Genomic DNA, 20,996 nt, shown 5'->3' with positions numbered 1-20,996 from the left:
TACTTCTTCTTACCAGCCCAGGACGTAGGCGAAGACGAGGGGGGCGACGATTGTGGCGTCCGACTCGACGATGAAGCGCGGCGAGGTGGCGTTGAGCTTGCCCCAGGTGATCTTCTCGTTGGGCACCGCCCCTGAGTAGGAGCCGTAGCTGGTGGTCGAATCGGAGATCTGGCAGAAGTAGCTCCAGGTGGGCACGTCCTTGAGCAGGTCCTGGTTGAGCATCGGGACGACGCAGATCGGAAAGTCGCCAGCGATGCCGCCACCGATCTGAAAAAAGCCGATGTCGTGCTCGGAGCAGGTCGATTCGTACCAACTGGCGAGGGCGACCATGTATTCGATGCCGGGCCGCATCGCCCTGGAGGCCGCCTTGCCCTCGATGCAGCGGGCGGCGAAGATGTTGCCCAAAGTCGAATCTTCCCAGCCGGGGACGAAGATGGGCAGTTGCTTCTGGGCTGCAGCCAGGAGCCACGAGTCTTCGGGAGGGATCTGATAGCTTTCTTTTAGCCGACCGTCGAGCAAGATCCGGTAGAGATACTCGTGGGGAAAGTAGCTCTCGCCCGCCTGGCTCGCCGCACTCCACTCGTCGATCACCGCCCGCTCGATGCGGCGGATCGCTTCTTCTTCGGGAATGCAGGTGTCAGTAACGCGGTTGAGGTGCTGGGAGAGCAGTTTTTCTTCTTCGAGGGCGCTCAATTCCCGGTAGTTGGGGATGCGGCGGTAATGGTCGTGGGCGACGAGGTTGAAGACATCTTCTTCGAGGTTGGCTCCGGTGCAGCTGATGGCATGAACCTTGTCCTGGCGGATCATCTCGGCGAGCGAGAGGCCCAACTCCGCCGTACTCATCGCTCCGGCCAGGGTAACGAGCATTTTGCCACCACCGTCGAGGTGGGCGCAGTAGGCTTTTGCCGCATCGACCAGGCTGGCGGCGTTGAAGTGGCGGTAGTGCCGTTCGATGAACCGGCTAATCGTTCGTTCAGTCATCTTTTTGATTCCAGAAGGCACCCATGGGCCGGGGCGATTCTAACACCGGTGCAGCGGGAGCAACCAGGCGACTATCGCTGCCCATTTGCGGCGGATGGGTGTTAAAGTGCAGTCAAAATCGCACCGGTTATGTCCCAGACCGACCTGCAGCAGCTCGTTCGAGACAACGCCCACGCCCGCTTGAATCTTGCCTCGGTGCTCGAGCGCGTCAGCATCGAAGCCCCTCTTGCCCAGGGTGCTCCCCTCGATGTGATCATCACCCCCAACGAAGTGAATGGCCGTCACGGCACCGGGGTGCTGGTCAAACGGCTGTTCGGCCACTGTCCGGATATTCTTGCCATTCGCTCGCGCAATATCTACGGAGCCGATCAGCAGTTCGGCAAAGTGGCTTTCTGTCTGCCGCACCCGACCGCCTCGCGCCAGCAGTCCTTCTTCAGCGTCATGCGCGCCCTCGACGGCCTCGCTCCGCGCCGCATCCTGTGTATTCCCTACTACTACGACGATGTGATGACCGCCCTCGCCGTCAAGGAACTGTTCAACGTTCCCCTGTGTACCTGGATCATGGACGACCAGAATATCTCGGTCCAGGTGATTTCAGACGAACTGATGGGTGAATTGCTCGCCAAATCCAGCCTCAGACTCGCGATCTCACCCGAGTTGCAGCGCGCCTACCAGGACAAGTACGATCTGCCGCTGCATTTTTTGCCGCCGGTGGTGCCGGATGCGCTGCTTTCGACCAGTGCCCAGGTGCCTCCCGAGAGCACTTTTACCGCGCCGGTCGGCCTGATTATCGGCAACATCTGGAGCGACCGCTGGTTGGAACTGTTGCGCCGGACGGTGCGCGGCACCAGCATTCAAGTCTGCTGGTACTGGACGGGCGGTTCCTGGCTCGACCGGCGGCTTACCGAGCGCGCTGCCCTCGAAGAAGACGGTATTTTGCTCAGAACGCCGATCGAGACGGAGGAAGGTCTGGTGGCGGACCTGCGCACCCGCCCGTTTACGGTCGTGCCCTCCGGCACCCTCGATGCAGCCGACGACAACCCGGCCATCTCGCGGCTGAGCCTGCCCAGCCGGATCGTCTTTATCCTGGCCACCTCCAACACCCCGATTATTATTCTGGGCAGCGAGCAGACCGCTGCCGCCCGCTTTGTCCGCCGCTACGGCGTCGGCACGGTGAGTAGCTACGAACCGGAAAGTTTCAAGCAGGCCGTCGCCTTCGTCTGCGAACCAGCCAACCGGCGCACCCTGCGCGAGAACGCCGCCAGGCTCGCCGCTTCGCTGGCCGCCTCGGGCACCGCCGAGTGGATCTGGCGCTCGCTGGCGGCAGGTGCCCCCTGCGACGACCGCTTCAACCGCTTTGACAGAGACGGATGAGCACGTATTCAACCAGGAGCGCACAGGGAGAAGATGGCCTCGCTGATCGGTAAAGTCAAGACGATTAAAGATCTATTTCTCGAAAAACTCGATCTGTTGCTGACCCGGACAGCGGGCATCGAACTGGTGGTCAACGCTACCCTTGAGAGCACAACAGCCGCCCTGGAGGCGGCTGCTTTTCAAGCGGAGCACCTCAGCCGCCTCGGGCTTTCCCAGAAGATGTTTCTTGAGCAGATAGCCGCCCAGCAACTGTATCAGGCCGAGCAACAGCAGCTCAAGGACAAACAGCTCATCGCCGTCTTTGAGAAGCTGATTGCCCGACAGGAGCAGCACCTGCCTGCGGTTGGTCAGCCTGTCATCCGCCGCTCAGCGTCGGTTCGCCCGGAGTTGGCGCTGATCGCCCATCTTTATAGCTTCCTGCCCTGCCGTGTTGCCCTTGCCGTCGAGGACACAGCGGGCGAGGCGACGGCAGGCTTGCTGGCTGCAGGTTTTGCTGTCTGGGTACTGGGTGTCCACCGTGCAGCACTGCCGGATCTGCCGGATCTGCATCCGCTGCAGCTGAGTCTGGCAGAGGAGAACACTGCGGCAGGTTGGACGCTAATGGATCTGCACACCAGCGGCAAGCTGCCGGAAGCGATTGGCCTGATGTACTTTGGCGCAGGCACCGACGTTCTCTGGGCGCTGAGCGGGCAGAACGAGCAGCGCTATCCTGTGGTTGCCCTGCCCCTGCCGCCGGTGGCTGAGCACTGGCCGACACTGGTGAGCGGCCTGCGGGAGCGCGGTTATCACTGGCACATTGGGCTGTACAGGGTTGGCAACGGCGGCGAGATGTCCTTTTTTTGCAACGCCCGCCAGCCCATCGAAGCGGCCCAGGGTACCGTCTTCTTCTTTACAGAACAGACGCTCTTTGCCGAAGCTCGCGACTGGGGCCGCGCCGTACTGCCTGTCACCTATTTTTGTTGAAAAGGCTCGGGGCCGTTGTCGAACTGTCGCCATCGCCTATACTCGCAAGTGCGAAAAGCTGCGAGGAAAACAGGCGATGACAGGCAGGGCGATCCGCTTCGGTACCGATGGCTGGCGGGCGATTATCGCCGAAGAATTTACCTTCGAGAACGTCCGGCGGGTGGCCGCCGCTGCTGCCGGGGTGCTGGCTGAGCGCTACACAGGCCAGGGAGTGGTTATTGGCTTCGATCGGCGCTTTTTAGCCGCCGAATTTGCCGCCGCCGCCGCCCAGGCCGTGCGCGAACAGGGGATTCCGGTTCTGCTCGCGGACCGGCCCGCGCCGACTCCAGCCCTCAGTTGGGCGGTCAAGGCCCACGGTGCCCTCGGGGCGCTGGTGCTCACTGCAAGCCACAACCCGGCGGCCTACTGCGGCATCAAGGTCAAGGGAGCCTTTGCCGGTTCGGTACCGGGCGACATCACCCGCTCAATCGAGAAGCGTTTAGAAGAAGCGGAGCCACCAACCCGGCCCCAGGCCGAAGAGACGCTTTTTAATCCCTGGGAAGATTACCTGGCGCTGCTGCGCACCAAGGTCGATATCGCCGCCATCAAGCAGGCCGGGCTCGCCGTCTACGTCGATGTCATGCACGGCGTCGGAGCGGGAGGGCTGACCCAACTGCTCGGCCCCGGTGTAATCGAGGTGCGCGAGCGGCACGATCCGCTCTTTGGCGGCACGCCCCCGGAGCCGATTGGCCGCTATCTGGCTCCGCTCTTTAAGGCGGTGCGCAGCTACCAGGGCGAAGCGCCCTTAGTCGGACTGGCCCTCGACGGCGACGCCGATCGGATCGCCGCTGCCGATCGCCGGGGCAATTTCTTGAGTTGCCAGGTGCTGATTCCGCTGCTGGTCGATCATCTGGCCCGCCGCCGGGGGCTTACGGGCAAAGTTGTCAAGACAATCAGCGGTTCGGACTTGATCGCGAAGGTGGCCCGCGCCCGCCACCTGCCGGTGGAGGAGACGGCGATCGGCTTCAAGTACATCGCCGACATCATGCTGCGTGAGCCGGTGCTTCTAGGAGGCGAAGAATCGGGCGGAATCGGCTATCTGGGTCATATCCCCGAGCGCGACGGGCTTTTGTGCGCGCTCTACTTGCTTGAGATCGTTGCCCAGACCGGCAAGGAACTGAGTGTGCTCTTTGCCGAATTGCAGGACGAGCTGGACTATCACTCCCACTACGACCGCCGCGACCTGAAACTGCCCGACGCCGCCTTCAAGCAAAAATTGCTGGACGAACTGGAAGCGAGCCCTCCCCAGCAGATCGCGGGACTCGCCGTCATCGAACACACAGCCATCGACGGTCACAAGTTCCGCCTGAGCGATGGGCGTTGGCTCCTGATTCGCTTCAGCGGCACCGAACCGCTCTTGCGCCTCTACTGCGAGGGGACCGACCCGGCGCGGGTCACCGAGACGCTGCAGTGGGCCGAGCGTTGGGCCACCGGTTCGCAGGTGCTATCGTAGATAGCTGTGGAATGAAACCGAGTACCCATGTCCTTCAAGAAGATCGAGCGCACCAAAGAACTGGGCCGCCGCCGCCACCGCAAACACAAGCTCGCCAAACTTAGAGCGCGCTACCTGGCAGCCAAGAGCGAGGCCGAGCGCAAGGACCTCTTCAACCGCGCCGCCCGCGTCTCCCCCAGATTGAGCATCGAGGAATTCGCCAACCCCTCGACCGCTGTCGTTTCCTGAAGCGACAACCCTACTGGTAACGCAGCATCTGGACGCGAAAGCGGCCTTTTTTGGTGGGTTCGACCTCGCCTATCTCAAGCCGCCCGCGTCCGCGTAGGGCAATCCGGTCGCCGGTCTGGACGTTCTTGCTGGGCTGGGTGACCGTCTTCCAGTTAAGGGTCACGTCTCCAGCCTCGATCGCCTCGACCATCTTGTTGCGCGAGAGGCCAAAGCCCGCCGAACCGAGCGCATCGATGCGCAGCGACGCCTCGACGGAGGTGATCTCTTTGGTCTGGGGTGGCCGGACGCGCAGTTCGCTCCGATCCACCGGCACCACCTGCACGCTCACCGTCCGCACACTCTTAAGTTGCATCTCAAGAAACGGCACCAGTTCGGGTACCACCAGCGCCTGCGCTCCCCGGTCGCCCAGAACGAGAATATCGCCCACCTTCGCCCGCACGATGCCCGTGCCGAGCAGTGCGCCCAGAAAGTCGCGGTGGCTTGCCGCGTCAAAAAGAAAGTTGCCGCGAATATCGATCGCTGCTACCGGGATCTGATCCGCCTCGACGGCGATGCTCTCGCGGGCAAGGGCGATCCGCTGGCGCTCCGCCTGGGGATAGCCACCCCAGGCAACGGCGTGCAGTTCGACCAATCTTTCGAAGATGGCGAGCGCTTCGCCCACCTCCGGCGGCGCATAAAAATCGGAGACGACCACCGACCAGTCCCGCAGCGCCACCTCCGCCAGATCGATGAGCCGGGCCATCACATCGCGGTGCTCGGCTTTGCGGATCAGTTCTTCGCGGGGCAGGGTGTCGGGCATACTGGCTGGAGATCGACTCTTTCTACCCTAACCGTCCCGCTCGATGCTGACGAGCCGCCAAAATCCCCTCATCAAACAGTTGCGCAAACTGCACTCGGCAAAGGAGCGCAGCGAGGCGGGGCTTTTTTTGGTCGAGGGCACCCACCCGGTCCTGGAAGCCGTTCAGTCCGGCTGGAAACCGGAGGTAGTGCTCGTCACCGAGGACTGGGGCCGGGCGCATCCGGGCGAACTTTCTCCCATCGAAAAGGCAACGGCGCGGCTGGAAGTCGTGAGTCCTGCCGTGCTCGAAGCCGTGGCCGACACCGTTCACCCGAGCGGGATCGTCGCTGCCCTGCGCCGCCGGGAGCGCTCCTGGGAGACTCTGCTCCGCTCAGGGCCGTCCCTTCTGGTGCTGGGTGAAACACTCCAAGATCCTGGCAACGTCGGCACGATCGTGCGCAGTTGTGCTGCGGTCGGAGCGGATGGACTTATCTTGAGCGCCGATAGCGTCGATCCGGAGCATCCAAAAGTACTCCGAGCCAGTGCCGGGCTCTGGTTTCAAAATCCGCCGCTGCGCTGTCTGGATCTGGAGGCAGTCATCGAAGCGCTGCTTCGGCAGAATGTCCAGGTACTCGCCGCCGCCGCCGATGGACAGCGTACCTTCTGGCAGTACGACCTGATGCGGCCCTCTGCCTTTGTGCTCGGCAGTGAGGGTCAGGGATTGAGCCCGGCGCTGCGGGGTGCCATCAGCGAGAGCGTGCGCATTCCCCTTGCCCCTGGCGTCGAATCGCTCAACGTTGCCGTCAGCTGCGCGCTGCTCCTATTCGAGGTCGCCCGCCAGCGGCAACCTGCACTCTAATTAAGAAATTGCTGTGCGCACGGGTAGCCAGGAATGCAAAAGTAGGCGCGGCTGCGGCTGGAAGTGCCGAAAGACATGCCCGCACTCTCAAGCCCTTTTCCTAAATTGGGCTTAGTGGACAGATCAAGTTCTCTGCACTGCCAAGTTTTGAGAAGCACCATTGCCATTGCTGCGGAGTGCGACTGGTACGGGAGCGGGCTTCTTGACGGCGCGCAATTTTACATATGTACATTTGTGTGATAGGCTAGAGACTTAAAAATGAGTTCTGGTGTCACAAGCGAAGCCACTATGAGCAGACTAACGATCGAAGTCACAGAACAACAGCATCAGAGCATCAAGGCCATGGCAGCTCTTCAGGGCCTGAGCATCAAAGAATATGTGCTGGCGCGCCTTCTGGACGAGCCTGACAATACTGCAAAGCTGCAGCAGTTGCGGGAGAAAATTGCCCTAGCTTCGGCCTCAATTGCGGCAGGAAAAGGTTTGGCCTACAGCAACGGTGAGACGCTAGCCCAGGATGTCATCGCGCGGGGAGAACAACGATTAAATCGCGACAGCTGATCATTGCTCCCGAGGCGCTGGAAGACCTGGAAACCATCTATTCAGGAATTGCCGCAGATAATCCTGCTGCTGCAGTTGCCTTCGTACAGGATCTGACCAATCAGCTCGAAAAACTCGCAGTCTTAGGCATAACAGGAGCGTCCAGAGAATGGGTCAGTCCTGGTCTGCGCGCTTTTCCTTACCGTGAACGCTGCTTTTATTTTCGCATCGACGATGACAGCTTCGTATTGTTGCGTGTTCTCCATGGTAAGCAAGACGTAACCAGCCAATTCGCAGAGTAATGGCCTTGGTCATGCCGTTCGATAATCCGGCGCGATTAAAGTAATCGTGCCCAGACCGTGGCTGGATGCTCGCGGGCGAAGCGCTCCGGATGCAAGATCTGGGCGAGGATCGCGAGGGAATCGACCAGCCGGGGTCCGGGCCGGTTGAAGTACTGGTTGCCGTCTACCAGATAGACTTCGCCACTTTTGACCGCGCTCAGCTGTGCCCACTCGTCGTGTCGCCGGGCCAGATCGCAGGCGGCCTCTCGGGTCTGCTGCAGGTCGTAGCCGCAGGGCATAAAGACGATCACCTCCGGATCGGCAGCCCACAGATCCGCCCAGTCAAGCCAGGGCGAATGGCGACCGGCGGTGCCGAACAGGCAGTGTCCACCGGCCAGTTCTACCAGTTCCGGTATCCAGTTGCCCGCCGCCATGAGCGGGTCCGTCCACTCGATACAGGCTACCTGGGGCCGCCTGCCGGCTGCCTGGGCCTGGGCTGAGCAGATTTCGACCCCGGTACGCAGCTGCTGCACCAGCCCTATCCCCTCCACCTCGAGGGCCGCCGCCACCCGCTCGATGTCCGCCCACACGTCGATGAGGTGGTTCGGCTGCAGCGAAAGAATATGGGGTTGAACGCCGCTGAGCTGGGCAACCGCCTTTTCGACATCCGCAAGGCTCACAGCGCAGACCTCGCACTGGGCCTGGGTGAGAATATGAGTCGGTTTCAGCGCATCGAGCACGGCCAGATCGACCGCGTAGACGCTGAGGGCTTCTCTAAGTATTGCATCGACTCGCTCATGGACCTCGCGGCTGTTGCCCACCGGGTCGAAGCGGGGCCGGGTGCAGACCGGCAGCGCCTGTACACCTGCGGGATAGTCACATTCATGGGAGCGGCCCACCAGTTGGTTTGCCAGGCCAAGGGCGGCGACGATCTCGGTGGCGCTCGGGATCAATGATACAATCCGGAGATCTGGACTCGGGGTTTGGGTGCTGGAAGGCAATGCTGCAGTCATCTAAACGCGCTCCATCGATCGCGGACGTTCTTTCCAGCTTAGGGCTGGTCGGCTACACTCTACCGCTCTTGCTGGTTCACCCCAGCTCCCAGAGCCTGATCGGCGCTGACGAAGGCTACTACGCCCAGATGGCCCGCGAGATGTTGCGCACCCACCAGTGGCTGGGCTCGGTTTTTCTGGGCGGCCCCTGGTTCGAGAAGCCGCCCCTCAACCAGTGGCTCATCGCTATCAGCTTTCAGCTTTTTGGGATCAGCGAAGGGAGTGCCCGCCTGCCCAGCCTCCTCGCAGCGGTGGCTGGAGTACTGCTCACCTACGGCATTGGCCGGATGCTGCTTGCTCCCCGGCCTGCTTTTGTCGGGGCGCTGGTATTGCCCACGGTCTATCTGTGGATGTTCTATGGCCGGATGGCGGTCACCGATGTGTTGCTCACGGCGATCGAACTGGCGGGCCTGGGCTGTCTGTTGCTCGCGACTCGGACCGGACGCTCCCTCTGGGCTGCAGGCTGGGGAATCGCTGTCGGTCTCGGGCTACTACTCAAGTTCACGATGGTACTGTTACCGGCGGCGGCCACCGTTCCCTGGCTATTCTGGCGGCAGCGCGAACACCGATTGCTCACCAACCGGTTTTTGTACGCGGGGCTGGGGCTGGGGCTGGGGCTGTTTGGCCTCTGGTACTGGGCCGCCTCGCAGGTCTACGGCACTGTCGTCTACGAGCAGCTTTTTGGCCACCTCTTCAAACTGGGTAGACAGGAATTTCATGCGGTCGGACCGTTTTATTATCTCTGGAACCTGCCGGCTAACACCTTCCCGTGGCTGTTTTCGGCGATCGGTGGAGCGTGGGTACTCCTGCGACACCGACAAAAGGCAGCGTTTTTACTGGTCAGTTACTCCGCCTGCCTGCTTGTCCTGCTGCAGCTATTTTCGACCAAAGAGTCATACTACATGCTGCAGGTCTGTCCCTTCCTGGCGCTGCTGAGCGGAGTCTGGATCGAGGAGTGCCTTCGAGGCAAGGCCAATTTTCCCCGGACGATCACCAGTGCCCTGCTCGCGCTATTCGCCGCTTTTTTGCTCACTGCGGTGGTACTGCTCATCTTGCACCCGGCCTGGATAGCAGGTGCAGCTCCCTACCTGCCTCTGGCCCTGGTGCTCGGGCTTTGCTGGCTGGTGGTTCCGGTCGCGGCTCTAGCCTGGCAGCGGCTGAAGGCAGCGGCTCCACCTATCTGGACAGCAGCCTTGATCGGTGGTCCCTGGCTCACCCTGGTGCTGGCGGGCACAGCAATCGGTGATTTCAGCCCTGTCTTCAAGGCATTCACCCAGCAGCGCCTGAGCAGCCTCATCGATCCGGCCCAGCCGATTGCCCTGGTCTACGAAAACAACGGCGAGCGGGTCTCAGAATTTATCGCCCTCGCCTTTTATACGCCCAACCCTGGCGGAGCCCTGGACGCCGCTAGAGTTCAGCGCGATCGGATCCACAGCTACTGGTGGCTTGCCCCCGAGTCGCGTGCCCAGCTCGATCGCCTGCATTTTCCCTATCGGCCCCTGGCCCAGGTGGCAGGCTGGACCCTGGCCGGACGGCGCGCCGGGCGATAGATGTCATCCAGAATACATGCAAACCCGGCTCACAGCGGCGGGATAGCGTCCTGTTTACCAAAAACGCCAATTCTAGAAACCGGTATACGAACTTAAGAAAGTCGAGTGTGCCACCATCCCTCTGTCTCACACAGTGGGACGACGCCCCATTCGATCTGGAGGAATGCTCGTGTCTATTCAACTCAAGCTCACTCTGAGCGTCGTAGCCATCGGTATCGTGAGCCTTACGAGTTTGCAACCTGTGTATGCTCAGAGTCCGGCTCCAAACCGGGCCCAGAAGACTCTACCCTCAAACCTGGGACAGCCCCGCCAGCGCAGCGCCGCTCCTCCTAGCAAGTCCGACATTGGGGCAAACGTCCCTGATCGGCAAAATTTGCCTGAGAACATCAACGGTGCTCTGCGCCGCATCCTCAGTCTGCACAACACTGACCGTACCGCCGCTCTCAACGAATTGCGCTCGCCGAAACAGCAGCTTCCGCTTCTTCTCGATGCGCGCAAGGAGCGGCCCCTGGTCGATATCTACCTCGACGGCAAGATTTCGCTCAAAAAGGCCGTTGCCCTGCTGCAGCAGCGCGGCTTCACGGTAAAAGCCACCTCGACCTACCGTCGAGGCGTGATCGAGGGCTACATCCCCCTGGAGCGAGCAGGTGAGATCGCCAGGCTCGGGGGATTGCGCAGTGTCGCGGCTGCCTACGCACCGGTGCGCAACATCGGAGCGGTGACGAGCGAAGCGGTGAGTGTCCAGAAGATTCAGCCAGTTCAAGATCTGGGTTTTCAAGGGGCTGGGATCAAGATTGGTGTGCTCTCCGACAGCTACAACACCTCCTTCTCTACAACAACGGCTGAGGATGATATTGCGACGGGCGATCTGCCAGGTCCGGGCAACCCCGATGGCAACACCACTCCAGTCACGGTGCTCGAAGAATTTGAAGGCGGAGCCGACGAGGGCCGGGCGATCCTCCAACTGGTCCATGACATTGCACCGAAGGCGGACCTGGGCTTTGCAACGGCTTTTAGTGGCGAAGTTGAATTTGCCAACAACATCATTCGCCTGCGCAACGAGTTTGGCGCGGATGTGATCGTCGATGATGTCATCTACTTCGATGAGCCCTTCTTCGAGGATGGCGTCATCGCCCAGGCGGTCAACTTCGTCGCCAGCAGCGGCGCGGCCTACTTCTCCTCGGCGGGCAACAACTCGCGCACGGGCTTAGATACCAATTTCAAGCCAGTGAGCCGCAGCACCGTCCAGCAACTCAAAGACCAGGGTCTGACCAACATCGACCTCTCCCAGGTGCCTTCTTCGATTGCCAAGAACTTTCACAACTTTGGGACCGGGCCAATCCCGGTCGTTACCCAGCAGGTGATCAGCAGCGGCGGCCCGATCGTCTTTCAGTGGGATGAACCCTTCAACGCCGGGCTGGTCAAAACCGACTACAACCTGCTCATCTTCTCGACGACGGGGGATTACCTGGGCTCGGTGAGCGGCATCGACAAAAACCTCTCCACCGACCAGCCGCTGGAGATTGTCTTCCCGTTCGGCAACTTCCAACTGGCGATCGCCAAGGCCAACAACGGTCCAGCGAACCGTCTGCGCTACGTCTATCTGGGCAACGGTTCTTCCTTCGATTCGACGCCGGTGCTCGACGGGCCGACCACCTACGGTCATGCTGTGGCGAGGGGCGGACAGGCGGTGGGTGCCGTATTCTTTGGTCTTCCAAAGCTGCCGGAGGATTTTTCTTCCCGTGGTCCCTCGACGATTCTCTTCGATGTGGCAGGCAACCGTCTGGGCACCCCTGACCTGCGCAATGTGCCACAGATTGCCGGTGTAGACGGGGTGAGCACCACCTTCTTCAGCGGCCCTCCCGGCCCAAGCGGTTTCCCGCAGTTTTTTGGCACGAGCGCGGCAGCACCGAACGTGGCCGGGGTGGCGGCACTGGTGCTGGAGGCAGCGGGCGGACCGGGCAGTGTCTCTCCCCAGAAGCTCTACCGGACATTGCAGGCGACAGCCACCCGCCTGCCCCTCGACCTCAGCCGGGCCTTCAGCAAGGCAACCTTTGCGGAGGGCAAAATTCTTGCCGTCGGCGGCGATTTTGAAGGCACCTTCGACGCCAATTTCTTCCGGCTCAGCCTCAAGTCGGGTGCGGGCAAGAACATCTCGACGGTGAGCATCGACCTCAATCCGACCGGAACGGGGCTCAATGGCGTCGTCTTTGCTCCTCAGTTTGGCACCCTCGTAGGCAACTACGGCGGCAGCTTTGTTCCTGACCCGAATACCGGCATTGTCGCACTCGACACGACGACGAGCGCCGACAACCGGGTGCTGACTGTCACCTTCGATGCCAATGAGTTTCAGCCCGGTAGCTTTATCAACTTCAACGTCAACCGCGTCTTTGCAGGCGAGAATCCCTTCTTTCTGCCGGGAGGGAATGCGGACGTCTTGCAAAATGCGATCGTCACCGTTAACTTCTCAGATGGCTCGGCGAGCGTCACGAAGTTCAAAAATGTCTTCGACACGACGAGCTTCAACTTCTACACCGGCGCTGGTCTGGTCAACGCCCAGAAGGCTGTTGACGCGATCCAGCAGTAACGCTCTTTGCCGATGGGTTCTGTGAATGCAGCGCGCCAGGGGTTGGTCCCTGGCGCATTTTTTAATGATTCAGGGAGTACTGCCCAAGCCCGTGTCGGCCCGATAGATCACCGCTCCACCGGCGCGGCTGATCGCGTTGAAGTAGATATAGGGCCCCTGATTGGTGATAAAGACCTCCGGATCGCGGCGGGCCTTGACGGTCTCATCGCTCACCTTGCGCGAGAAAGGACTGGCCGGGTCGATGCCCACCAGCCAGATGTCCGTCGGCACGTTGGCGTAGGGGTTGGTACTGGTCGAGGTGACGGTGAAGATATAGGACTTGCCGTTGTAGACAAAGTACTGGGGCGAGAGCAGGTATTTTCCGGTCGAGGGCGGTTTGACGGCGTTGATCTTCTTCCAGCGGCCATTGGTCTTGCGGTAGATCAGAAACTGGCTGCCCCCGGACTCGGCAAAAAGCACGTAGTCGTTGCCAAATTCCGGTGCCTGCCAGCTGAAGACGGCGCTTTTATCGCCCTTGTCGAAGGTGATCTGGGTGACGGTGCCGGTGTCGGTATCGAACTCGAAGACCTGCTGAACGTTGTTGATCGATCTGGTGTAGACGACCGAGTGGGACATCGGCTTCCAGCGCGCCCCCGAGGCTCCGGCGCTATCGACGGTCCCCTCGGTGCTGGGTTCGTAAAGATCGCGCCAGAGAATCGCCGAATTGCCGAAGCCGCCCGCATCGAAGTAGATAATCCGGGGAGCGGTGTCGTTGGTGTCCTCGCTGCCGATCGGTCCCTGGCGATTGTCGCCCTCTAAGATCGCCGAAGCCGTCCAGGTCGTGCCATTCTGCACCGCCGTCGCAAGCGAGAGGCCGCCGCTCGTTCGATCAAGTCTCGTATAGACCAGTTGAGCACCGGCGCTGCTATAGGCCCACTCCGGCCCATTGACGTTGGTCGTGCCGTTGCCGGAGAGGGGAGCAGCGGTGCCATCGACGAGAACGCCCTTGCCGGTGGGCGGCACAAAAGCGCCCGTATTCGGGTCCACCTTGCCGACCCAGAGGTTGCCCGCCAGATCGACCCAGGCAAACTGGGCACTGCCTTGATCGAACTCTTCATCGACGATGTTGCTGGCCGGATCGGAGGTGGCGATGTCGGTGGCAAAAACCGGTTGCCGGAGGCTTAAAAGTCCGGCCAGAACGGCAGCACCGGCAGCGAGCACGGTGGATGAAATAGAGGGCATCGTGGTCAGGGTGGATGGGCAGGTTGGGGACGCACTGGCCCCTTCAGGCGAGGACAAGCATAGCAGCAAGGCAACCCAGGAGAACAGGGGCCGGGGGAGAACCTGTCAGGACAGGCTGATGCTAGCCGACCTTGAACTGGTGGATGAACAGCGAGGCGAGGCCCAGGAAAGTAAAGAAACCCGCCGTATCGAGCAGGGTGGTGAGCAAGGGACCGCTCACCAGGGCCGGATCTTGCTTGAAGCGCTTGAGAATCATCGGCAGCAGCGCCCCGAAGGAAGCGGCGACGATGACGTTGAGCGCCATTACCAGCGCCGCTACCAGGCCGACCCAGCGCTCGGTGCTCGAAGCCCAGAGCAGGGTGAGCGCCCCGAGGGCGAGACCGAGGGCGAGGGCGTTGAGCAGGCCCGCCTGGATCTCCTTGCGCAGGATACGCAGCACATCGAGGGGGCTCACCTCGCCCACCGCCAGGCTGCGCACCGTCACCGAGAGCGCCTGGATGCCGACGTTGCCGCTGGTGTTGGAAAGAATGGGCATGACCACTGCCAGCACCGGGATGAGGCTGATCGTCGTCTGAAAAGGGGCGATCGCACTCGCCGCTCCGATGTAGAGGACGATATTGCCCAACAGCCAGGGCAGGCGCTTTTGCACCTTGGTGAGCGGCGCAGAAAGCGCCTGCTCGTCGCCGCCCGAGATGCCGCTCAATTTTTGGATGTCCTCGGTCGCTTCTTCTTCGAGGATGTCCACAACGTCGTCAACCGTGACGATGCCTACCAGCCGGTTTTCGAGATCGACCACCGGCACCGCCAGCAGGTCGTAGCGCTTGAGCAGGCGGGCCACCTCCTCTTGCGGGGCCGTAGTCTGGACGGTGATGATCGCCTCGTGCGCCAGCTCCTGCACCGGCGTCTCCGCCTCGGCAAACAACAGTTGCCGCAGCGAGACCACACCAAGCAGCCGCCGCTCGCCGTCGGTGAGGTAGGCGTAGTAGATCGTCTCCTTGTCGCTGTCGAGCTTGCGGATTTTTTGAATCGCCTGGGCAACGCTCAGATCTTCGCGCAGCCGCACGTACTCGGTGGTCATCACCCGACCGGCAGTCCCCTCGGGGTAACCCAGAATCAGGGCGGTCGCCTCGCGCTCGCTCGGGCTGAGTTGCGAGAGCAGGCGCTTGACGACGCGGGCGGGTAGCTCGTCGAACAGTTCGGCCCGATCGTCCGGAGACATCTGATCGACGAGAGCCTGCACCTCGCGGGCGTGCAGGCTCTCGATGAGCATCTCCTGCACGTCGCTGGGCAGATACTCGAACACCGAGGCGGCACTGCCCTTGGCGAGCAACCGAAATGTCAGCGCCTGCTCTTTGGGCGGCAATGCCGCAATATAATCCCCCGCGTCGGCGGGGTTCATGTTGTTCAGCTCATATTTGAGATTGGCGAGCCCCTCGATTGCGAGCAGGGCTTCACGCCGATCTTGCGTCAACATCTGGGCCTCCCTTCGCTCCCCATCGGGAAGGAAGAGAAACCTTCCTTTCCTAGAGGAGCAGTGTTATCGGAATGTCAGAGCTACTACCCAAGGAAAGAACTCCAATTCGACAGAGCCGGCAGGCTGCCAGGCAGTCCGCACAGCGCGATACAGCCCGCCCGAGAGCGCTTCTGCATCAACGCTTCGAGTATAACCAAACGTTGCAATAGGAGCAATCTATCTGCGGACAAGGGGGGAACTATTCACCAAAGCTTCACGGGCGGCGATGGCAACTCTAGGCTTTTCGCCAGGATACACTTGCCTGGTCCAGCTGCTGAACGTCCTCGCCGCTCAGTTGCCAGCCTAAAGCCCCGGCGTTCTCGCGGGCTTGAGGGGCGGTCTTTGCTCCTGGAATCGGCAGCACCCCCGGCTGGCAGATGAGCCAGTTGAGGGCAACCTGAGCTGGGGTGCGATCATACTTTTTGCCAAAAGTGCGCAATAGATCGAGGAGCGGGGCAATCGCGGCCATCCCGGCAGCGCCGTAGCGGCTGTCGAGGCGGCGGGCTCCGGACGGTGGATTGCTCGCGGTGTACTTGCCGCTCAAGAGTCCCTGGGCCAGGGGACTGTAGGCGAGGATGGTCACCCCCAGCTTGCGCGCCGTATCGAGGACGCCGTTCACCTCGATTTCGCGGGTAAGCAGCGAGTAGCGCACCTGGTTGACCGCCAGGGGCACCCCTTCAGCTGCCAGTAGCTGGTGGCTCTCGGCCATCTGGGCGGCTCCGTAGTTACTTACCCCGACAGCAGCGATCCGGCCCCGCTTGACCTCGCGGGCAAGGGCACCCATGAGCGTCTCGGCGGACATAAAAAAATTCAAAGGCGAGTGGACCTGATAGAGGTCGAGGCGCTCGACGCCCAGGCGCTTGAGGCTGGCACTCACCGCCTCCTCGACCGCTTCGGCACTCCAGCGCCAGGGTAGCGGAAAGTACTTGGTGGCAATCTTGACAGGCTGGTTGCTCGCCCGCAGGCACTGCCCGAGCAGCGTCTCCGACTCGCCCAGCCCGTAGACTTCGGCGGTATCGAACAAATCGACGCCGGCGGCCACCGCCGCCTCAAAAGCCGCCCGCACCTCCGCCGGACCGTAGTCGCTGCCGTAGTTCCAGAACAACCGGTCGCCCCAGGCCCAGGTGCCGATACCCAGCTGCGCTACTTCCGGTCCCCCGCTACCCAAGGCCACTCTCTGCACGAAGCACCCCCTGCGTTCCTTTCTTTTAAGATAGGGCGGCAGGGAGGGCCTCGGCCAGCCGGTTGTTTTTACTCGACGGGCACCTCGCCCTCGTCCTCCGGCGGTCCATCCGCTCCCAGCGGCTCTTCGGCAATCAGGTCCATAGCCGGTTCCTCGCTCCACTCGTCGATCTGGGCGTCCGCTTCTTGATCCGCGCTCCAGCTTTGGTTATTTTGCTCGTCGTCTAGGATCGGCTCCTCGGACCAGGTTTCGGTCTCTGCTTCGTCGTATGCGCCGCTAAATCCGTCCTCCAGGCTCTGCCCGTCTTCTATTCCGTCTGGATCGAGATCTGCTACTTGCGCATCGTCCGGATCTGCAGGTGCAGCGTCGGGCTGCTCGTCGCCGCCGGTAAACCAGTCTGAGACCATCTCCGCAGCGCCATCGACGAGGCCGCCCAGCCCGCTTTGCGCCTCATTTGCCTCCGGGTCGTCGGGGGGTGCCTCGCCACCAAAAAAATTCTCCAGCGGCGCGACGATGAAGTTGTCCACCGCCTCACCGGCGGACTCCTGCAGCTGGTTGAGGTCGATGTTGTCGGCCCACTGTCCCGCCGCATCGCCAAATTGCTGGGCCTGATCGCTGACTTCGTGGAAAAAGTCCTGCAAAGGCTGTGCGATGTGCTCGTCGGCCTCGTCGGAGATTGCCTGGGCACCGTCGAGAACGGTCTGTTGCGCCGCCAGAACGGTGTTGTCGAGGCCGGCAAAGGGCGTCTGGAAGGTTTCTGAGATCGCCTCACCGACGTTGCCAAAAAAATTCTGTGTCTGCACCCCGGCGGTGCTCCAGTCGCCCTGGGCTGCAGCCTGCCCCGCTTCTACCAGGTTCCAGGGCGCTTCGGTCGCCGCATCGATCGCCCTGCCGGGGTGGCCGCCGAAGAACTGATCGACCTCGTTGGGGTGGCCACCCTCGGCGCGCTGTTCTAAAAACTCGGCCATCTTCTGCTGCATCGGCCTCGGATCCTCGCTGTAGCGCGCTCCAAATTCGGCTCCCGCCTGATTGGATTCAAAGTCGGAGTGGTGCCAGCCGCTGCCGTTGCCAAGATCAGTCCGTCCACCGGTCAAATCGTCGATGCGGTCGCGGACAAATTGCTCGGCCTCCTTGGCAGCCCCCAGCCCCTCGGCGATGTGGGAGCGGACGACAGGACCAAGAAACGAGGGCAGATTCTGAGCGATCGTGGCGGCGCTCGTAAAGTGCTTCATGTCCAGATAGCCGCCGCCCTCGTGGGGGTCCGCCGCCGGGTCCGGGATGTAGCGAAACTGCGGATCGACGTAGTTGGGTGAGAGCGGATTGTCCGAGGGGGTGCGCAGGTCAGAAAGCTGGTTTTTGTCCCCCAGATAGTCCAAAAAGGCTTCGGTTTTGTCGATCGCCTCGCCGTTCGGGCCTCTGAGCGGTTCGCGGGCCTGCTGTTGTTCGTTGCGGTCGTTTTCGCCCTTGTAGCCGTGGTCCTGAAACATTGCCATTCTCCACACTGAAAGTGTTCTTGAAATTCCCCAGATCTGCTCGTCGCACAGATGCCCCTACCCGTGCCAGGGAGCCAGCGACAGGCATGCCCACTCGCCCCCTTTGTTCTGGCAAAAAGCTATGGACGAAGGCCGGCTCGATCAAGGCCGGCAGCCTAAGATAGGGCCAGCCCGCAGGAGTGAGGATTGAAAAGAAGCCGGTGGCTCGTCTGGATGGTGTTTGTGGGCCTGGGGCTGCCGGTGGCCCAGGCTCAGGAAGAACAACTGGTCGATATCGCTCCGGTAGCGCCGCGCCTGCGCCTCGATCTGCGCTACGCCACCGCCGACAATTTTTTGCACAAGGCTGTCTACGCCCGAGCCCGCTGCCTGCTGCGGGAGCCCGTGGCGGCGCGCCTGGCCCAGGTGACGGATAAACTGGCTGCCCAGGGCTATGGCCTGAAAGTCTGGGACTGCTATCGGCCTCTCTCCGTTCAAAAACAGATGTGGGCGCTCGTGCCGGACGAAAACTACGTCGCCAATCCCGCCAAAGGCTCCCGCCACAACCGGGGCGCAGCGGTGGATCTGAGTCTGGTGGACGCCCAGGGCCACGATCTGGAGATGCCCACTACCTTCGATGATTTTTCACCAAGAGCGGCCCGCACCAGCCAGGCGCTCTGGAGCGAATCGGCCCGGCAGCACTACGCAATTTTGCACGCGGCGATGACGGCGGCGGGATTTTTGCCGTTGCCGAGTGAGTGGTGGCACTACGACGCACCGGGCTGGGAGCGCTACGGGATTCTCGATCGGCCACTGTAACAGGGCAGACATTAGACGAACAAAGTGGCGATCACCAGCGTCAGCGCTTCTGCCGCCTCGATCACCGCTCCGTAGGTGTCGCCGGTGTGACCGCCGAAGTGCCGGGCGATGACCCAGCCGACCAGGAGCGAAACAAGGCAGCCTGCCGCTGCCAGAGGCCAGATTCGAGCAGCCGGATAAAAGACAACTCCCACACCGGCGACAAGTACGAGCTGCAGTGTGCCGAACCAGCCGTCGGTGGGCCAGCGGGTGAGATCTTTTAAGAAGCGGCCCTTGCCCTCGCTCTTGAGATAGGGGTAGAGGCCAATCGCCATCAGCTGCCCCCAGCGGCTTGTGACCGCTGCGAGCACGATCGCAGGAGTACCGGTGCCGGAACCCAGATCGACCAGGGCAAACAGGCGAGCGGCAGCGACGAGAATAGCAACCATCACCGCGTAGGCACCGGCGGCACTGTCGGCCATCGCCGCAAGTCGCCGCTCCGGCCCCGCAGCCCAGCCGTCCGCCGCGTCCATCAGGCCGTCGAGGTGCAGGCCCCCCGTAAGCGCCCAACCGCAGGCGAGGGCGATCAAAGCCGCCAGGTGCGGCTCAAAGCAATACCCTGCCAACCCGTACACACCGGCGGTGAGCACCCCCACCACCAGCCCGACCGTGGGCAGCCAGCGGGCGATGCGGTCAAAGGCGAGGGGCCGCTCGGGCGAGAGGGGCAGAGCCGTGTAAAAGACGAGGGCGGCGAGCAGGTCGGACATGGCTTGCCAGTGGAGCACTGCCAACTTAGCGCCTGGCGGTGGGTAGCAGCGCTCACAGTAGAATAGATGGACGCCGTTGGTGGGTAAAGATTGGATCTCACAGCTCTGCAGAGTGCCCTGGCGAGCGCCGGTGGCGTCGTGACCGAGATGGCCCCCGGCCAGTGGCAGATCGAGGCTGAGCAATGGCGGCTGCTGGTTCTCACCAGCGTCGAGCGCGACTGGTTGCGGGCAATGATCCCGATCATGCCGGAGGCGGAGGCGCTGCCACTGGCGGCCCAATTGCTCGATGCCAGCTTCGATCGCACCCGCGAGGCGCGCTTTGCCCTCCAGAACGGCGTGCTGTGGGCCGTCTTTCAACACCGCCTCTCGACGCTCAACGCAGAAGACCTCCAATCAGCCCTCAGCCAACTGCTGCAGCTGCACACCTACGGCACCTTTGAAGAATTGGCCGAAGCAAAGCTCAAGGCGATCGTCCTCGGCCTGCAGGGGCAACAAAAGAGTCTCGAAGAAGCCTACCAGATGCTCGAGCGCCTCTACGACGAGGGGGTGCTGGGCGATCTGGGTTCCTCCCGCGAGGAGCGCGAAAAGGTTCTGCAGGTCTGGCGTCAGAAGCTGGCGCGCCTGTGGCAGCAAACCGACTACCCGCAAAATTAGCCGATGCACTGGGTCAGGGCCGGATGGGCAGGGGTGTTCTTGAATCTGGCAGGTCCGTTCGCTGTGCTGGCCCAGACGCCGGCTTCGCTGCCGGACGAGACGACGCGCGCCCCGGCCAGTGCCCTGAGCGTTCCCCCGCCCGCCAAAGTGGTGCCGCCACAAGAAGGATCGATCCGCCCCGAAGATGTCTGTGCCGGTCTGCCCATGACGAGCTACGTCGCCAAAAAAGGCGACACAGCCGAGAGCGTCGCCCACAGCCACTCGCTGCGGCGCGAGACGCTGCTTGGAGCCAACCCAGCGATTCAAAATCGACCGCTGCAGAGCGGCGACAGGTTGCTGCTTTTGCCCCGCGACGGCATTCTCTACAAGCCGCAGCGCGGCGAAGGCTTCCCTGAGATTGCCGCCCGCTTCCGGGTGCGCGGCGACCTGCTTTTTGAGATGAACGGCTGCCAGATGCGCGACGCGCTTTTCGTTCCCGGCGTCGTCTGGACACCACCGCCCCCTCCCAAACCCAAACAGATCACCCCCAGACCAGCTTCTGTCCCCGCAGTTGCGCCAGTGCTCAAGCTGCCCCCGCCGCCCCTGATTCCGCTGGTGCCGCCGCGCCCGGTTTTTAAGAGTGTCGGTGCTCCGCTCAAACCACCTGCCCCCTTAAAGTCCGATTCAGCAGCTCCCAGAAAGCCCAATCCCGCCCCTGTCCGCCGCTGAG

At 62.0% G+C, this 20,996-nt stretch carries 20 protein-coding genes; 12 read left to right on the top strand and 8 right to left on the bottom strand.

Annotation, left to right across the window (positions count from 1 at the left end; translation table 11 throughout):
• Positions 1-9: 9 nt before the first annotated feature.
• The gene (locus tag GKIL_RS09210; RefSeq protein WP_023173266.1) at positions 10-981 is read right to left on the bottom strand and encodes a deoxyhypusine synthase family protein; all 972 of its coding nucleotides are present in this window, start codon (positions 979-981) and stop codon (positions 10-12) included.
• A 129-nt stretch (positions 982-1,110) separates the two neighbouring features.
• On the opposite strand from GKIL_RS09210, the gene GKIL_RS09205 reads away from it, so the two are divergent.
• The 4 genes from GKIL_RS09205 to GKIL_RS25260 all read left to right on the top strand — a co-directional run bounded on the left by GKIL_RS09205 (position 1,111) and on the right by GKIL_RS25260 (position 5,038).
• Positions 1,111-2,355 carry a hypothetical protein gene (locus GKIL_RS09205; protein ID WP_023173265.1) on the top strand — a complete coding sequence of 415 codons (1,245 nt, stop codon included), beginning with the start codon at positions 1,111-1,113 and terminating at the stop codon, positions 2,353-2,355.
• A gap of 33 nt (positions 2,356-2,388) precedes the next feature.
• Positions 2,389-3,318, top strand: coding sequence for a hypothetical protein (locus GKIL_RS09200; RefSeq protein ID WP_023173264.1), 930 nt, complete (start codon positions 2,389-2,391; stop codon positions 3,316-3,318).
• Between the two features lie 76 nt (positions 3,319-3,394).
• Entirely contained in the window at positions 3,395-4,810 is a 1,416-nt protein-coding gene (locus GKIL_RS09195; RefSeq protein ID WP_023173263.1) for a phosphoglucomutase/phosphomannomutase family protein, read from the top strand.
• Positions 4,811-4,837: 27 nt separating this feature from the next.
• Positions 4,838-5,038 carry a DUF6800 family protein gene (locus GKIL_RS25260; RefSeq protein ID WP_023173262.1) on the top strand — a complete coding sequence of 67 codons (201 nt, stop codon included), beginning with the start codon at positions 4,838-4,840 and terminating at the stop codon, positions 5,036-5,038.
• Between the two features lie 10 nt (positions 5,039-5,048).
• On the opposite strand, the gene GKIL_RS09185 is transcribed toward GKIL_RS25260, so the two are convergent.
• Positions 5,049-5,837 (bottom strand): photosystem II electron transport protein, Sll1252 family, encoded by a 789-nt coding sequence (locus GKIL_RS09185; protein WP_023173261.1) that lies wholly within the window; start codon positions 5,835-5,837, stop codon positions 5,049-5,051.
• Positions 5,838-5,880: 43 nt separating this feature from the next.
• Between GKIL_RS09185 and GKIL_RS09180 the strand changes: the two genes are divergently transcribed.
• The 3 genes from GKIL_RS09180 to GKIL_RS25905 all read left to right on the top strand — a co-directional run bounded on the left by GKIL_RS09180 (position 5,881) and on the right by GKIL_RS25905 (position 7,514).
• Positions 5,881-6,675 (top strand): TrmH family RNA methyltransferase, encoded by a 795-nt coding sequence (locus GKIL_RS09180; protein WP_023173260.1) that lies wholly within the window; start codon positions 5,881-5,883, stop codon positions 6,673-6,675.
• Positions 6,676-6,963: 288 nt separating this feature from the next.
• Positions 6,964-7,233 (top strand): hypothetical protein, encoded by a 270-nt coding sequence (locus GKIL_RS23550; protein WP_041244582.1) that lies wholly within the window; start codon positions 6,964-6,966, stop codon positions 7,231-7,233.
• Positions 7,215-7,514 carry a type II toxin-antitoxin system RelE/ParE family toxin gene (locus tag GKIL_RS25905; RefSeq protein ID WP_223173832.1) on the top strand — a complete coding sequence of 100 codons (300 nt, stop codon included), beginning with the start codon at positions 7,215-7,217 and terminating at the stop codon, positions 7,512-7,514. Before GKIL_RS23550 ends, GKIL_RS25905 begins: the two co-directional genes overlap by 19 nt.
• A 35-nt stretch (positions 7,515-7,549) precedes the next feature.
• On the opposite strand, the gene GKIL_RS09170 is transcribed toward GKIL_RS25905, so the two are convergent.
• Entirely contained in the window at positions 7,550-8,506 is a 957-nt protein-coding gene (locus GKIL_RS09170) for a cobalamin-binding protein (RefSeq protein WP_051382747.1), read from the bottom strand.
• On the opposite strand from GKIL_RS09170, the gene GKIL_RS09165 reads away from it, so the two are divergent.
• Positions 8,494-10,095 (top strand): ArnT family glycosyltransferase, encoded by a 1,602-nt coding sequence (locus tag GKIL_RS09165; protein WP_023173256.1) that lies wholly within the window; start codon positions 8,494-8,496, stop codon positions 10,093-10,095. The genes GKIL_RS09170 and GKIL_RS09165 overlap by 13 nt on opposite strands.
• A 169-nt stretch (positions 10,096-10,264) precedes the next feature.
• Positions 10,265-12,682: a S8 family peptidase gene (locus GKIL_RS09160; RefSeq protein WP_023173255.1), complete on the top strand. Its 2,418-nt coding sequence runs from the start codon at positions 10,265-10,267 to the stop codon at positions 12,680-12,682.
• A 69-nt stretch (positions 12,683-12,751) separates the two neighbouring features.
• Here the strand turns inward: GKIL_RS09160 and GKIL_RS09155 are convergent, their stop codons facing one another.
• From GKIL_RS09155 to GKIL_RS09140, 4 genes are all read right to left on the bottom strand, one after another.
• Positions 12,752-13,903 carry a hypothetical protein gene (locus tag GKIL_RS09155; protein ID WP_023173254.1) on the bottom strand — a complete coding sequence of 384 codons (1,152 nt, stop codon included), beginning with the start codon at positions 13,901-13,903 and terminating at the stop codon, positions 12,752-12,754.
• Positions 13,904-14,024: 121 nt separating this feature from the next.
• Positions 14,025-15,377, bottom strand: coding sequence for a magnesium transporter (gene mgtE, locus GKIL_RS09150; RefSeq protein WP_023173253.1), 1,353 nt, complete (start codon positions 15,375-15,377; stop codon positions 14,025-14,027).
• Positions 15,378-15,651: 274 nt separating this feature from the next.
• Positions 15,652-16,599, bottom strand: a complete 948-nt coding sequence (locus tag GKIL_RS09145; protein WP_023173252.1) for an aldo/keto reductase — start codon at positions 16,597-16,599, stop codon at positions 15,652-15,654.
• A 68-nt stretch (positions 16,600-16,667) separates the two neighbouring features.
• Positions 16,668-18,086 carry a hypothetical protein gene (locus tag GKIL_RS09140; protein WP_023173251.1) on the bottom strand — a complete coding sequence of 473 codons (1,419 nt, stop codon included), beginning with the start codon at positions 18,084-18,086 and terminating at the stop codon, positions 16,668-16,670.
• A 192-nt stretch (positions 18,087-18,278) separates the two neighbouring features.
• Between GKIL_RS09140 and ddpX the strand changes: the two genes are divergently transcribed.
• Entirely contained in the window at positions 18,279-18,887 is a 609-nt protein-coding gene (gene ddpX, locus GKIL_RS09135; RefSeq protein ID WP_245595920.1) for a D-alanyl-D-alanine dipeptidase, read from the top strand.
• Positions 18,888-18,898: 11 nt separating this feature from the next.
• On the opposite strand, the gene cobS is transcribed toward ddpX, so the two are convergent.
• The gene (gene cobS / locus GKIL_RS09130; RefSeq protein ID WP_041243847.1) at positions 18,899-19,633 is read right to left on the bottom strand and encodes an adenosylcobinamide-GDP ribazoletransferase; all 735 of its coding nucleotides are present in this window, start codon (positions 19,631-19,633) and stop codon (positions 18,899-18,901) included.
• A gap of 90 nt (positions 19,634-19,723) precedes the next feature.
• Between cobS and GKIL_RS09125 the strand changes: the two genes are divergently transcribed.
• Positions 19,724-20,287, top strand: a complete 564-nt coding sequence (locus GKIL_RS09125; RefSeq protein WP_023173248.1) for a type III secretion system chaperone — start codon at positions 19,724-19,726, stop codon at positions 20,285-20,287.
• 3 nt (positions 20,288-20,290) lie between these two features.
• The gene (locus tag GKIL_RS22560) at positions 20,291-20,995 is read left to right on the top strand and encodes a LysM peptidoglycan-binding domain-containing protein (protein WP_023173247.1); all 705 of its coding nucleotides are present in this window, start codon (positions 20,291-20,293) and stop codon (positions 20,993-20,995) included.
• The last annotated feature ends 1 nt before the right edge of the window (position 20,996 follow it).

It is taken from the genome of Gloeobacter kilaueensis JS1, assembly GCF_000484535.1.
Lineage (GTDB): Bacteria > Cyanobacteriota > Cyanobacteriia > Gloeobacterales > Gloeobacteraceae > Gloeobacter > Gloeobacter kilaueensis.
The sequence above is the reverse complement of the archived record's forward strand: the minus strand, read 5'-3'. Positions and strand labels throughout refer to the sequence as shown.

What these genes read in the sequence shown, in the direction of transcription:
- GKIL_RS09195 (WP_023173263.1), top strand. Translation starts at nt 3,395, where the DNA reads ATGACAGGCAGGGCGATCCGCTTCGGTACCGATGGCTGGCGGGCGATT.
- GKIL_RS22560 (WP_023173247.1), top strand. Translation starts at nt 20,291, where the DNA reads ATGCACTGGGTCAGGGCCGGATGGGCAGGGGTGTTCTTGAATCTGGCA.
- GKIL_RS09185 (WP_023173261.1), bottom strand. Translation starts at nt 5,837, where the DNA reads ATGCCCGACACCCTGCCCCGCGAAGAACTGATCCGCAAAGCCGAGCAC.
- GKIL_RS09180 (WP_023173260.1), top strand. Translation starts at nt 5,881, where the DNA reads ATGCTGACGAGCCGCCAAAATCCCCTCATCAAACAGTTGCGCAAACTG.
- GKIL_RS09200 (WP_023173264.1), top strand. Translation starts at nt 2,389, where the DNA reads ATGGCCTCGCTGATCGGTAAAGTCAAGACGATTAAAGATCTATTTCTC.
- cobS (WP_041243847.1), bottom strand. Translation starts at nt 19,633, where the DNA reads ATGTCCGACCTGCTCGCCGCCCTCGTCTTTTACACGGCTCTGCCCCTC.
- GKIL_RS23550 (WP_041244582.1), top strand. Translation starts at nt 6,964, where the DNA reads ATGAGCAGACTAACGATCGAAGTCACAGAACAACAGCATCAGAGCATC.
- GKIL_RS09170 (WP_051382747.1), bottom strand. Translation starts at nt 8,506, where the DNA reads ATGACTGCAGCATTGCCTTCCAGCACCCAAACCCCGAGTCCAGATCTC.
- mgtE (WP_023173253.1), bottom strand. Translation starts at nt 15,377, where the DNA reads ATGTTGACGCAAGATCGGCGTGAAGCCCTGCTCGCAATCGAGGGGCTC.
- GKIL_RS09205 (WP_023173265.1), top strand. Translation starts at nt 1,111, where the DNA reads ATGTCCCAGACCGACCTGCAGCAGCTCGTTCGAGACAACGCCCACGCC.
- GKIL_RS09165 (WP_023173256.1), top strand. Translation starts at nt 8,494, where the DNA reads ATGCTGCAGTCATCTAAACGCGCTCCATCGATCGCGGACGTTCTTTCC.
- GKIL_RS09140 (WP_023173251.1), bottom strand. Translation starts at nt 18,086, where the DNA reads ATGTTTCAGGACCACGGCTACAAGGGCGAAAACGACCGCAACGAACAA.
- GKIL_RS09155 (WP_023173254.1), bottom strand. Translation starts at nt 13,903, where the DNA reads ATGCCCTCTATTTCATCCACCGTGCTCGCTGCCGGTGCTGCCGTTCTG.
- GKIL_RS09210 (WP_023173266.1), bottom strand. Translation starts at nt 981, where the DNA reads ATGACTGAACGAACGATTAGCCGGTTCATCGAACGGCACTACCGCCAC.
- GKIL_RS25260 (WP_023173262.1), top strand. Translation starts at nt 4,838, where the DNA reads ATGTCCTTCAAGAAGATCGAGCGCACCAAAGAACTGGGCCGCCGCCGC.